Raw genomic sequence first — 12,502 nt, forward strand, 5'->3', positions numbered from 1 at the left:
GGAGCCCCGGCTCGTGCCGGGGACGGGATCCGGACGGAACGAACCGAGCCTGGCGCCTGGGACGGGAGCCCGGCCCGGCGCCTGGGACGACGGCCGGACGGAGACCCCACTCGACACCTCCGGGACTTCCGCTCCCGGACCGACCGCCCCTCACCTTCCCAATCGCCGCTTGATGCGCTCGCGCATCGAGTCCATGGTGAAGCCGAGGGGATCGATCTTGCCGGGCTGCCACTCCAAGTGCCCGATGACCGACCGCTCCGACCAGCCGTGATGACGGCACAGCGCCGCCGCGGCGGCCTCGATCGCGGCCAGCTGCCCTTCGGGCCAGGGGTCTTTGCCGTCCCCCAGGTTCTCGCACTCGAAGCCGTAGAAGTACCGGTTCCCGTCGGTGTTTGCCTCGTTGTCCGGCGGCAGCGGCTCTTCGTTGATCACGGCACGCAGGACGTCGCCGTCCCCCAGGCCCGCGTGATTGGCGCGGCCGTACCCGACCAGGCTCACCGTGCCGTCCTTGGTGATCACCCCGTGGCACAGCGGCCCCGGCAGGCCCGCGCGCCCGACGCGGCAGAGTTCCACCGTGCGCTGCGCCCCCGAGGTCGCGGTGTGATGGATGACCACGCCGTGTACGGGGCCCCAGGGCCCCTTGTGGTTCCGGTTGTGCGTGCGCCAGGAACCGACTTCGACGATCGTGAGGCCCTCGGTCCGCAGGGCGGCGAGGAACTGGTCGGCGGTCGGAGGTGTGGCCATCTCCAGCCTCCTTGTCACATTCCGCACAGAAGGTGAGCGGCTGGCGACGGCCGGGCGCGGGCGGTCCGGGCCGTGGCGGGCGGCGCAGCACGTCAGCGCTCCGGCGATCGCGGCACTGGTGATCGCAACCGTGCCTCGGGGTGGCCCGTCGAGGCGGCGTTTCCCCAACCCGGCCGGATATCTGGCCGATTGGAGCCCTTGTCTTCGGGTTCGTCCATGGAGTCTGCCGCGCCGGAGAGAACGACAGCAAGGCTCGGGCGGGAGGCGATCCGCCCGCGGAACGCCGCACGCACCGCCCCCGGCACGGCCCGGTACCCGCCGCCGCCGGAAGCGGAACCGCGCACGGACAACGCCGGCGCCGCCAGGGATCAGGCCCCTCCCGCACGCATCGCCCCGACCCCCGCCCACGGCGGCAGCCCCGGAAGCCGGCCACCGAACGTGAGCGCCACGCCCGCCACACCACTCCCGGACGTCCCTGGCCCGACAAGAAACCCCGGCAAGGAACTCGTAAGGCCACGCGACGGCGAACAGGCTCCACGCGACAAGCACGACAAGGCACGACAAGGCACGACAAGGCAACGGCCCGGAGCACGCCCCTACGCGCGCTCCGGACCGTCCGCCCACCGCTGAAACCGGGCCCTCAGATCACCGCGAAACCGGGCCCTCCCGGCTCAACTCGACTCAACCCGGCCAGTCTCACCGCGACTCGGGCCCCGCCAAGTGCCGGGCGATGACGACCCGCTGGATCTGGTTGGTGCCCTCGACGATCTGCAGCACCTTCGCCTCGCGCATGTAGCGTTCCACGGGGAAGTCGAGCGTGTAGCCGTATCCGCCGAGGAGTTGGACGGCGTCGGTGGTGACGCGCATGACCGTGTCCGTGCAGAACAGCTTGGCCATCGCGGCTTCCTTGGAGAACGGCTGGCCGGCGTCGCGCAGCCGGGCGGCCGACAGGTAGAGGGCGCGACCGGCCTCGATCTGGGTGGCCATGTCGGCGAGCAGGAAGCGCAGCCCCTGAAAGTCGGCGATGGGCCGGCCGAACTGGTTGCGGGAGGCGGTGTAGGCGAGCGCCTCGTCCAGCGCGGCCTGGGCCACGCCGATGGCGCAGGCCGCGATGCCCAGCCGACCGGAGTCCAGGGCCGCCAGCGCGACGGAGAATCCCTGGCCCTCGTCACCGAGGCGCCGGGCATCCGGCACGCGCACGCCGTCGAAGTGCACCTGGGCGGTCGGGGAACCCTTCATGCCCATCTTGCGCTCGGGTGGCGCCGCGCTGAGTCCTTCGGCGTCGCCCGGGACGAGGAAGGCCGTGATGCCGCGCGGCCCCGGCTCCCCGGTACGCGCCAGGACGGTGTAGAAGTCGGCGACGCCGCCGTGGGTAATCCACGCCTTGGTGCCGTTGAGCGTCCAGGTGTCACCGTCGCGGGTGGCGCGCGTGGTGAGCGCGGCGGCGTCGGAACCGGAGGTGGGCTCGGAAAGGCAGTAGGCGCCCAGCAGGCCGCCCCCGAGCATGTCCGGCAGGTGCTCGGCGCGCTGCTCCTTGGTGCCGTAGGCGGCGAGGGCGTGACAGGCGAGGGTGTGGACGCTGACGCCGAGACCGACGGTGAGGCGGGCCGCGGCCAGTTCCTCCAGCACCTGGAGGTAGACCTCGTAGGGCTGCTCCCCGCCACCGAACTCCTCGGCATAAGGGAGGGAGAGCAATCCCGCCTCGGAGAACAGCCGGAACGTCTCGCGGGGGAAGTGCCCCGCCTCTTCTTCTTCGGCGGCGACGGGCTTGATCTCGCGCTCGACGAGATCCCGTACCAGAGCCAGCAGATCCTGGGCTTCCTCGGTGGGCAGCCTGCGGTCCACCGGACGGGGGCCGTATTCGGTCATGGCGGCGCTCTCCTCCCTGTAGGGCGCTGCGGCAGCGGTCGCCAAAGGTGGGGCGCCGCCGGATGCGTGATGCTCAGCCGATCATCTCCCGTCGGGTTGCGAAGGGCCATGACCTGCGGCTGTGGCGCTAGTGGAGTATGCCCGATCCGGCGCCCGACGTCACTGGTTGATCTTCATCGGCCGGTACTTCGGCTTCCGGGCCGCGCGGGAACGCAACTGGTCCAAACCATTGACCGAAGTGGTCTAGTCCTTTAACTTCTCCCCCAACACCCAACGCGTCCATGTCAATTCACGCGCGAACGGATCCCCCACCCCCCTCTCCGCCCCCTCCCAGGAGACGACATGCTCAGACTGCTCCGGAAGCGGCCCTCCCGCCGCTCGGCCACCACGACCGCCGCGCTGCTGTGCACGACGGCGCTGGCCGGCACCCTGCTCGCCGGCCCGGCCACCGCGGCAGCCGCCACCCCCTCCGCGGACCAGACCGCCGCCACCACGCCGTCCGCGACCGCCGCCGGGAACAAGGTGGTCGGATACTTTACGAACTGGGGCGTTTACGACCGGAATTACCACGTCAAGAACATCCAGACGTCCGGGTCGGCCGACAAGCTCACGCACATCAACTACGCCTTCGGCAACGTCCAGGGCGGCAAATGCGCCATCGGCGACGCGTACGCCGACTACGACAAGGCGTACACCGCCGCCCAGAGCGTCGACGGAAAGGCCGACACCTGGGACGCCGGAGCACTGCGCGGCAACTTCAACCAGCTCCGCAAGCTCAAGAAACTGCACCCCAACCTGAAGGTGATCTGGTCCTTCGGCGGCTGGACCTGGTCGGGCGGCTTCGGTGAGGCGTCCCGGAACCCGGCGGCGTTCGCGCAGTCCTGCCTGGACCTGGTGGAGGACAAGCGGTGGGCGGACGTCTTCGACGGCATCGACATCGACTGGGAGTACCCGAACTCCTGCGGCCTCACCTGTGACACCAGCGGCCCGCAGGCCTTCACGAACCTGGTCAAGGCCCTGCGCGAGAAGTTCGGCCCGAACAACCTGGTCACCGCGGCGATCTCGGCCGACGCCTCCAAGGGCGGCAAGCTCGACGCCACCGACTACGCCGGGGCCGCGAAGTACCTGGACTGGTACAACCCCATGACGTACGACTACTTCGGCGCCTGGGACGCCAAGGGCCCGACCGCGCCCCACTCCCCGCTGACCCCCTACACCGGCATCCCGAAGGCGGGCTTCAGCACCAGCGAGACGATCACCAAGCTCAAGGCCATGGGCGTGCCCGCCGACAAGCTGCTGCTGGGCCTCGGCTTCTACGGCCGCGGCTGGAAGGGCGTGACGCAGTCCGCGCCCGGCGGCACGGCGACCGGCGCGGCTCCGGGCAAGTACGAGGCCGGCATGGAGGACTACAAGATCCTCAAGACCCGCTGCCCCGCGAACGGCAAGGTCGGCGGCACGGCGTACGCCAAGTGCGGCGACGAGTGGTGGAGCTACGACACCCCCGAGACCATCGGCACGAAGATGACCTACAAGAACGCCCAGGGCCTGGGCGGCACCTTCTTCTGGGAGCTGAGCGGCGACACCACGAACGGTGAGCTGATCAAGGCCATCCGGTAGGTCGTGCGCGACGGCGGCGCCCGGTCCTACCGGGAAGTCCCCGCGGCCGTCGCAACGCCCCGTTCAAAGATGCAAACAGGCGACGGTTCACCCGGCTCCATACATCTTCAGAACCACCCGGCGGAAACCTCCCCATAACGGGCTCGCCGCATCCCCCTCACCCCCACAACAGAGCACTAACAACAACAAAACGCCCGCACCACCTGAGACAACCCAAAACAACAAAACACCAACCCAACGAACCCAGGCCGTTCATCCGGACCCAGGCCGTTCATCCGGAACAACCAAGGCGGCACCATCAACTCCCCCCGGTGGTGCCGCCTTCAGCGCCCCGCCCCCTCTACGACGCCCTCCCCTCCCCTCCTCTCCCCCGCCGCAATGGCTCTCCCGCCCTCTCCGTCGGGCGCACGCGGCCATCTGGCCGAGCCGCGCGTCCTGGTCCTAGGGTCGGGATCGGCACCTCCCGTCACGCGCCCGGAGGGCCCGGCCCGCGGGCGGATCACGGGAGGTGCCGGGCAGACCGTACGCGCCGCCGAGGGACCGGGCGGCGCGCCCGCCAGACCCCTGGGAGGCCGTACCATGCCCCGCTACGCCAGCCCCGGCTCCGCCGACGCCCTGATGTCCTACCAGTCGCGCTACGACCACTGGATCGGCGGCGAGTACGTCGCGCCCGTGAAGGGCGGGTACTTCGAGAACCCCACCCCGGTCAACGGCCGCCCGTTCACCGAGATCGCCCGCGGCACCGCCGAGGACGTGGACCGCGCGCTGGACGCCGCACACGCCGCCGCCCCCGCCTGGGGCCGCACCTCACCGGCCGAGCGGGCGCTCGTCCTGAACCGGATCGCCGACCGCATGGAAGAGCACCTGGAACAGCTGGCCGTCGCGGAGAGCTGGGAGAACGGCAAACCCGTACGGGAAACCCTGGCCGCCGACATCCCGCTCGCCATCGACCACTTCCGGTACTTCGCGGGTGCGATCCGCGCCCAGGAAGGCAGCCTCTCCCAGCTCGACGAGGACACCGTCGCCTACCACTTCCACGAGCCCCTCGGCGTCGTCGCGCAGATCATCCCCTGGAACTTCCCCATCCTGATGGCGACGTGGAAGCTCGCCCCGGCGCTCGCCGCGGGCAACGCCGCCGTCCTGAAACCGGCCGAGCAGACCCCGGCGTCGGTGCACTACTGGATGAGCCTGGTAGCCGATCTGCTGCCGCCGGGCGTGGTCAACATCGTCAACGGCTTCGGCGCGGAAGCGGGGCGCCCGCTGGCCTCCAGCCCTCGCGTGGCGAAGATCTCCTTCACGGGCGAGACCACGACCGGCCGGCTGATCATGCAGTACGCGTCCGAGAACCTGAAGCCGGTCACACTCGAACTGGGCGGCAAGAGCCCCAACATCTTCTTCGACGACGTCTCCGCCGCGAAGGACGACTTCTACGACAAGGCCCTCGAAGGCTTCACCATGTTCGCCCTCAACCAGGGCGAGGTCTGCACCTGTCCGTCCCGCGCGCTCATCCAGCAGGGCCACTACCGCGAGTTCCTGGAAGCGGGCAAGCACCGCACCGAGCAGATCGTGCAGGGCCACCCCCTGGACACCGAGACGATGGTCGGCGCCCAGGCCTCCAACGACCAGCTGGAAAAGATCCTCTCCTACCTGGACATCGGCCAAAAGGAAGGCGCCCGCGTCCTCACCGGCGGCACCCGCGCCGAACTCGGCGGCGAACTGGAAGGCGGCTACTACGTCCGCCCCACGATCTTCGAAGGCACCAACGACATGCGGGTCTTCCAGGAGGAAATCTTCGGCCCCGTGGTCGCCGTCGCCCCGTTCACCGACTTCGACGACGCCATCACCACCGCCAACGACACCCTCTACGGCCTAGGCGCCGGCGTCTGGACCCGCGACGGCACCACCGCCTACCGCGCCGGCCGCGCCATCCAGGCCGGCCGCGTCTGGACGAACTGCTACCACGCCTACCCCGCCGCCGCGGCCTTCGGCGGCTACAAGCAGTCGGGGATCGGCCGGGAGAACCACCGGATGATGCTGGATCACTATCAGCACACGAAGAATCTGCTGGTGTCGTATTCGCCGAAGAGGATGGGGCTGTTCTAGAGGCCATGAAAAGGGCGCCTGACCTGGGGTTTTGCCGGTCAGGCGCCTCCGGCGCGGCTCGCTTGCGGGTGAGCCCGACTTACGTACTACCTCCCACTTCCTCCCACGGCTATCCCGCCTCTGACCAGCTGTTCCGGTCTATTTCCGGTCCAAAACCCGGCTCATCCCGCGTTCACCGGCCCCTGGCTGAGGCCTTCCCACTCCTGCAGGGACTGCTCGATCAACCGGTTGGCGCGCTCCTGGATGCCGTCCATGAACTTGGCGTAGTGGCGGAACATGACCTCGATGGTCTGGCCCGCCCGGCGCGCGCACTCCGCCGGGTCCACCCCCGAGTGCAGCCAAAACGAGATCCCGGCATGCCGCAGGTCATAGGGGCGCTTGACCAGGCCCACGGCCAGCTCGGTCCGGGTCAGGGCATACTCGCGGGCGCGCTTCCACGTCGTGCCGTACGCGGCGGGCTCCACATAGTTGCCCGCCGCATTACGAAACAGCCGGCCATCAGGCGCCACACCGAACCGGTCGATGTGCGCCCGCAAGGTGGCCACGAACGCCGGCGGAATCGGCACCGGTCGGGTCGCGGTGACCGGGCGGCGTTTGAGGGAATGCACCTCGTGCACCGCGCCGTCATCGGACCATTCCTTGCCCGCGGTGACGACCCCGCCCGCCAGGTTGAGCATCCCCCAGCCAGTGCGGGGCAGATGGCACTGCGGAAGCTGGAGGTGGATGACCTCCGCCGGCCGCATCGCCGCGTGGTACAGACAGCCGAAGAACGCCTCCAGATGCGGACCGCGCCCCCGCTGCCGTGCCACCGCCGCCAACAACCGGGCCACCTGGGCCGGATTGGGAACGGAGGCCGGATCCACCTCCTCGTTGACAGCCGGCACGCTCCACCGCAGGCCCTTGAGGGGGTTATCGGCAAAAAATCCCTTCTCCACCGCTGTGTTGAGGACGTCGTTGAACGCGGCCCGCTTCCGCAGCACCGTCTTGGGGGAGGCGGGCTTGCCGTCCAGCTTCCGCGACATGGCGTCCAGCGCGTGCCGCAGCGTCTCGGCTTCCGCCAGGGCGCTCACCGGCAGGGAGTGGCGCTGGATCCACTCCAGCGCCTTCTGCCACTCCTCGACGGGCTCCTGGCTCCAGGCGTTCTTGTTGAACGTCCAGGAATACAGCGCCCGCCGCAGCGTCCGCGGCTCGGAATACCGCACGCCCGGGAGCACCAGCGCGGCCGTGATCGTGGCCAGCGAGTCGGCCACGGTACGCCGGGTGTTACCCGGCATCGACTCCCAGCGCTGGCCGGTGTGCGCGTGGGCGAGGTCGTACCAGGTGGTGCGCTGCTTGATGGCGCGCAGCTCGGACGCCGGCAGGCCCGTGTGCTCATCGAACGGCTCGCCCTCACGCGCGGCCGTCATCAGCTTCGCGCGCCGGCTCTCGGCCAGACCGGTGGTGCTGAAGGACTCCGATTTTTCGCGTCCGTTGACCGTCCATCGGACCTGGAATCGGTTACGCCGGCCGGGGCGCTCGCGTATATCCCAAAAGCGTATGTGGTAGCTCAGCGCCAATGGACGGCATCTCTCTCACACGCCTGCCACCAGGCATCCAGGTCGGCGCGGCGGCAGCGGAGTTCGCCGTTGGGCAGCTTGATCATGCGGGGGGCCTGCCCCCGGGCACGCATACGGTAGAACGCCGACGGGCTCATGCGGATCTCCGCAAGAACCTCGGCCAACTTCAACGCGGGAGGACGAGCCATTTTCTTGTCACCTTGGAATCGAGGACCATCACGGAACAGGCGGGCAGAGGCGGAACAGACGAGAGGATCGAAACAGCCGCTCGCGCAACCACAAGTCAGACCGGCGCCGTCGATACGCCGTCAGGCATAACGGCAGCTGCTTCGTTGCCTCCCTCACCTGGAGCCCGTAACCGTGGTTCGCTGCATTCGCATGGGACCACCGTCAGACACGGCCGCCGCGAACAAAGACCAGGGTCCGAACAATCCCCGGTTTCACCAACCGGGGACTCCCTGCTATGTAACGCTCTGCCTGCATTAAGGAGCCTTGACGCATTGCTCCACCACTGAGGTCAGCCGCAGGAAAGGAGTCGGCACGACTGGCGACACTACGGCGTATCCAGCATCACCGTGAAAGGCGGTGCCCGCCAGGAAGTCGGAACTTCGGACTGCTACTCCTTGAGACGGTAGTCACTTGAAGCGAGCTGCGCGGACGACCTGTCGACGACATGAGGTCACTGAAGTCGGCAGAAAGGAGAGATCGAGTGATGGACTTACGCAGGGGTGCTCCTGAGTCGATGGCCAGCATTCCGGTGAAGCTGAAGCAGTAAAAGAGTGCGGCAAACGGCCAAACAACGGGAGCAGGCCGGGCCCGGTTACCGTTCGCTCGGACACACTTTCCTCTCCGTACTGACACGGGTTTTCAAGGACGTCGTACATTGACATGAGTCCCGACGTCATTCCAGCCCTTTGGCGTGCCCTCGCGTCTGCCGTGGGCGAACTGCCACAGCATCGCACCAGCCGTGAACTTCAGCAGCGAACACGGCACCGGACGCGTGTGAGGGGAAACCGGGGCCCAAAAGCAGCTCAGTTCGTTTTCGCCAGCCGCTGTTCTGCATGAGAAAGACGGAAAGCCCCGCGCAGCGAGCCCGCCCCGCCTATGTCCATCACGGCGGTCTCCGCATGGGCGCCGAACACAAGATCAAGGCCCGCTCCCCTATCGAGCCGTCCGCGAAGAACCTTTCCGCCTCGCCGGAGACGACGCCCTTGGCCCCGCCCCGCCGGTGTGTGCCGAGCAAAGATGCCCGCCCGGTGGGCGATGGCCGACCCGCCCGGGGTCGACCCGGACCAGGTAAGGGCGCGAGGATGGCCGGGCCGGCTGTTGCTCGCCCTGCCCGGACCCGACGTCCTGGCCCCGTTCACCCCGGAGGTCACGCTGTCCGCCCTCGACGACCTCGCCGCCCACCCCGCCCGCGCAGACCGCGCCGGCACCCCGCTGCTGCCGCCGTGCGTCCTTCAAGCGCTCACCACGAAGTGGACCGAGCACGTCCAGCAGTCCATCGCACGGGGCCTGGGCGGTGGCTACGTCGGCGTCGAGGTCGCCACCGCCCTCCAGCCCGGCTCACCGCGCTGTGGCATCTGGACCACTCCCTCGGCGGCACCGCCTGCACCACCAGCGCCCGCTCCGACCTGAAGACGGTCACCGACCTACTGCGCCACGCCCGCCACACTGGCCAGCTCACCACCGACCTGCACTTCCTGGCCGCCGAGTACGCCCGCTTCCTGGGCTGGGCCGAGTTCGACGCCGGCAACACCCCCGGCGCCCAACGCGCCTGGCACGCCGCCCTGCGGGCCTCCGCCGAGGCCGCCGACCCGGCACACAGCGCCTACCTGCTCGCCAACCTCGCCCTGGCCTGCGTCTACGGCGGCCGGCCCGGCATGGGCAGCGACTTCCTGGCCACCGCCCGGGACATCGCCGGCACCCGCACCACCCCCCTGGTCGCCGCGATGATCGACACCTGGCGGGTGCGGGCGACCGCTGCCACCGGCGACGCCAAACAAGCCGCCCGCCTGCTCGCCCAGGCGGAGAGCGAGTACGAGCGCGCCCGTGCGGGGGACGACAACCCCACCTGGGCGTACTGGATGTGCCGCCCCAGCCACATGGCCGAGACCGGCCGGGCCTTCCTCGACCTGGGCAAGCCGACAACGGCCGAGAGCCTGCTGACGGACGGCCTGTCCGCACTGGAACCACTCGCGGTGCGCGACCGCGTCCTCTACCTCACCTGGATCGCCACCGCCCAGGCCCGCCGCCGCGACCTGGACGCAGCCGCCGAGACCGCGACCACCGCGATGGACATCGCCGATCTGATCGAATCCGGCCGGTGCACGACCCTGCTGTCCGACCTCGCCACCGAACTGAAACCCCACCGCGCCGCTCAGCCGGTCGGCACGGTCCTCGACCGCCTGGGCAGCCGCCGCTGACCCTGAACGAGGCAGCGCAGGGCGGGAACGACGCACCTGGGTTCCCACAGCTAGCGCCCTGCGGGCCCGCTTCCTACACCCCGTGTGCCGGAAGCGGGCCCTGAGAACGCAGCGGTGATGATCTTAGTTGCCTTGGCGAGACGGCACCCCGGCTGCGGGCGTGGTCACCGCTGCCGGAGGCCAGCTCGGGACCGCTCGTTCGCCGAGAGGTGGGCGAGCGGCGGTGCGGTCGAGGGAAGCGGCCGGTTACGTGAGGTCCCAGCCCTTCCGGGGGCGGGCCGGTAGGCCGGGACGTTCGGCAGGTGCGAACCAGCGCGCCAGACCCGGCAGCGCCTGGGGACGCCGCTGCATGAGGAAGGCGTGTGGGGCGTCGCGTGCTGCGTTCATGACGGTGACGCCCATGTGTTCGCGGGCGTATTCGGCCACGCGGGCGCTGGGAGTGCTGCCGCGTACCCACCACAGAGGGCCGTCCGTGTCGTCACGGTGCCAGGCGTGATCCACAGCCCACCACACCATGTACCGGCTCAGCCGTTCCCAGCGGTAGGCGGGGTGGGTGAACAGGCCGCTGATCGTCAGCGCTTTGTCTTGCCGTTCGCGCAGCGACCAGCCCCAGTCGGGAGTGGAGGTTCGCAGCGCCATGCAGCCGACGAGGTCCAAGCCGTTGAGCAGGAGCCAGACCACCGGGCGGTCCCGGGCCTCCTCGGAAGTACCGACGTTGTCCACGACGCTCGCTCGGTCAAGCGCCAGCTCGTGCCCACGAAGGTCGAGTTCTTTCAAGCGCGCCGTGATCAGTTCGAGCACGAGTTCCTCGTCGGCGCGCGTCGCCGGGCGCATCTCGTACTGGTCGCGGAAGCGCGAGGCGGCGTCGAGCGCTCCAAGTCGGGGCACCTCACACCGCCCGCGGGACGAAGCGGCGCGGCTGCGTCTTCGCCCGCACGTCACCGAGGAGGCGCGCGCCGCCGCCGAGCGGAAGGAGGCGGACGCACGGCCCCCCTTGCGAGGGGTTCATGGGCCGACGGCGGTGCCGTCGGAACGGCGCCTGGACGCCCTTGGTCATCAAGTCTTCGAGATGGGGTGGAATGAGCGGAAGGAACGTTTCTTCGGTCGTGCACCACACCGTGTGCCCGAGGAGCGGGTCCGTCTCTGCCCGCGGGGCAACGGGGCAGCCCGCAACCGCCGGTGGTGCCCAGGAGGCAACGGCGTCATCGGGGGCGGACGTGTCTTGCGCAGGCCCTGGTAATCGAGCACACCCCTGACCCACTGAGAGGTCCGATCGACATGCAGGGCGACCCGTCGCACGGCCGCCTCGTGGGAATCTGGTCGCCGGAAGTACTCGCGGGCGATGATCGGAAAGGGCACCGACCGGCCGGTCCGCTGTTGCAGGCCGTTTTCCCCGATCATCCGGTAGAGCGTGTGGATGGTCACGCGGTGGACTCGCTGGATGACGGCGATGGGCGTTGGGGAGAGGTAGGCGGCGGCCACCGCGGCGCTCTGCGTCGTGATGGGCACCACAGGGGCTTGGGCAAGTCGGCCACTGGCCATGGCTTTCTCCGGGCCGACTACCCACAGGTACAGCCGTCCCCCTTCGCCCTGGATCCGCACAACCTGCACCAAACCGTTGACGGCGACCTCGCGAATACGACGCAGTCCCGTCTGCCGCAGCCATTCCTGCACCGGCAGACGCTGCGGTTCGGGCAGGACCCGCGCGAAGGACTTCAGGCTGGCGTACACCCACCGCATCGCCGGTACGGCACCGTCATGGACCTGGCGATCACAGACCACGTCGGGCTGCCGGGCGCCGACCGTCTCGGATCGCCACTCCGACCGCCACCTTCTGGCATCGGGGAACCAGCTCGGCGGGTTGGGCCCGTACCACTCAGCCGTCACGCCCGTGCGTGGACCACCGACCGACTCGATGCGCAGCGCGGCTTTCACCGCCCGCTCCGTGCCCGTGTCGCGCGCGGCGCCGTTGCGCCGTCGCGGTGCGGGGCGGACCGGACCGCAGCACGGCACCACCCCGTGGCCGGGCGACGGGTGGTCGGTGCGCGGTACGAAAGGAGAGCGGTCGTCATCGAGACTCCGGACGTCGAGGCAAGGCGGGTCAGGGCACAGCGGCGCATTAGGCCGGTACGGAGGTGAGGCCCGTGGCGGTGCCGAAGCGGCGAAGATGCCGAAGCGGCATCTTCG

The 12,502-nt window shown here is 69.5% G+C and carries 9 protein-coding genes; 3 read left to right on the plus strand and 6 right to left on the minus strand.

Annotated features, from left to right (window positions below):
• Positions 1–150: 150 nt before the first annotated feature.
• Together ABZX96_RS37320 and ABZX96_RS37325 are read right to left on the minus strand one after the other, a co-directional pair.
• On the minus strand, positions 151–744 hold the full coding sequence (locus tag ABZX96_RS37320; RefSeq protein ID WP_355553897.1) for an N-acetylmuramoyl-L-alanine amidase: 594 nt from the start codon (positions 742–744) through the stop codon (positions 151–153).
• A 696-nt stretch (positions 745–1,440) separates the two neighbouring features.
• A complete protein-coding gene (locus ABZX96_RS37325) occupies positions 1,441–2,613 on the minus strand; it encodes an acyl-CoA dehydrogenase family protein (protein ID WP_355553900.1) in 1,173 nt (390 codons plus the stop codon).
• Positions 2,614–2,955: 342 nt separating this feature from the next.
• Between ABZX96_RS37325 and ABZX96_RS37330 the strand changes: the two genes are divergently transcribed.
• A complete protein-coding gene (locus ABZX96_RS37330; RefSeq protein WP_355553902.1) occupies positions 2,956–4,230 on the plus strand; it encodes a glycoside hydrolase family 18 protein in 1,275 nt (424 codons plus the stop codon).
• Between the two features lie 579 nt (positions 4,231–4,809).
• Positions 4,810–6,333: an aldehyde dehydrogenase family protein gene (locus ABZX96_RS37335; protein ID WP_355553904.1), complete on the plus strand. Its 1,524-nt coding sequence runs from the start codon at positions 4,810–4,812 to the stop codon at positions 6,331–6,333.
• 161 nt (positions 6,334–6,494) lie between these two features.
• Here ABZX96_RS37335 and ABZX96_RS37340 read toward each other — a convergent pair whose 3' ends face one another.
• Together ABZX96_RS37340 and ABZX96_RS37345 are read right to left on the minus strand one after the other, a co-directional pair.
• Positions 6,495–7,739: an integrase gene (locus tag ABZX96_RS37340; RefSeq protein WP_355553906.1), complete on the minus strand. Its 1,245-nt coding sequence runs from the start codon at positions 7,737–7,739 to the stop codon at positions 6,495–6,497.
• 140 nt (positions 7,740–7,879) lie between these two features.
• Positions 7,880–8,077 carry a helix-turn-helix domain-containing protein gene (locus ABZX96_RS37345; RefSeq protein WP_355553909.1) on the minus strand — a complete coding sequence of 66 codons (198 nt, stop codon included), beginning with the start codon at positions 8,075–8,077 and terminating at the stop codon, positions 7,880–7,882.
• A 1,290-nt stretch (positions 8,078–9,367) separates the two neighbouring features.
• Between ABZX96_RS37345 and ABZX96_RS37350 the strand changes: the two genes are divergently transcribed.
• A complete protein-coding gene (locus tag ABZX96_RS37350; protein WP_355553911.1) occupies positions 9,368–10,315 on the plus strand; it encodes a hypothetical protein in 948 nt (315 codons plus the stop codon).
• Between the two features lie 246 nt (positions 10,316–10,561).
• Here the strand turns inward: ABZX96_RS37350 and ABZX96_RS37355 are convergent, their stop codons facing one another.
• Positions 10,562–11,203 (minus strand): hypothetical protein, encoded by a 642-nt coding sequence (locus tag ABZX96_RS37355; protein WP_355553914.1) that lies wholly within the window; start codon positions 11,201–11,203, stop codon positions 10,562–10,564.
• Between the two features lie 168 nt (positions 11,204–11,371).
• Complete coding sequence (locus ABZX96_RS37360) at positions 11,372–12,250, minus strand: hypothetical protein (RefSeq protein ID WP_355553917.1); 879 nt, start codon at positions 12,248–12,250, stop codon at positions 11,372–11,374.
• Positions 12,251–12,502 lie beyond the last annotated feature (252 nt).

The sequence above is a fragment of the Streptomyces sp. NPDC003077 genome (assembly GCF_040611095.1).
GTDB lineage: Bacteria > Actinomycetota > Actinomycetes > Streptomycetales > Streptomycetaceae > Streptomyces.

What these genes read in the sequence shown, in the direction of transcription:
- ABZX96_RS37320 (WP_355553897.1), bottom strand. Translation starts at nt 744, where the DNA reads ATGGCCACACCTCCGACCGCCGACCAGTTCCTCGCCGCCCTGCGGACC.
- ABZX96_RS37325 (WP_355553900.1), bottom strand. Translation starts at nt 2,613, where the DNA reads ATGACCGAATACGGCCCCCGTCCGGTGGACCGCAGGCTGCCCACCGAG.
- ABZX96_RS37330 (WP_355553902.1), top strand. Translation starts at nt 2,956, where the DNA reads ATGCTCAGACTGCTCCGGAAGCGGCCCTCCCGCCGCTCGGCCACCACG.
- ABZX96_RS37335 (WP_355553904.1), top strand. Translation starts at nt 4,810, where the DNA reads ATGCCCCGCTACGCCAGCCCCGGCTCCGCCGACGCCCTGATGTCCTAC.
- ABZX96_RS37340 (WP_355553906.1), bottom strand. Translation starts at nt 7,739, where the DNA reads ATGACGGCCGCGCGTGAGGGCGAGCCGTTCGATGAGCACACGGGCCTG.
- ABZX96_RS37345 (WP_355553909.1), bottom strand. Translation starts at nt 8,077, where the DNA reads ATGGCTCGTCCTCCCGCGTTGAAGTTGGCCGAGGTTCTTGCGGAGATC.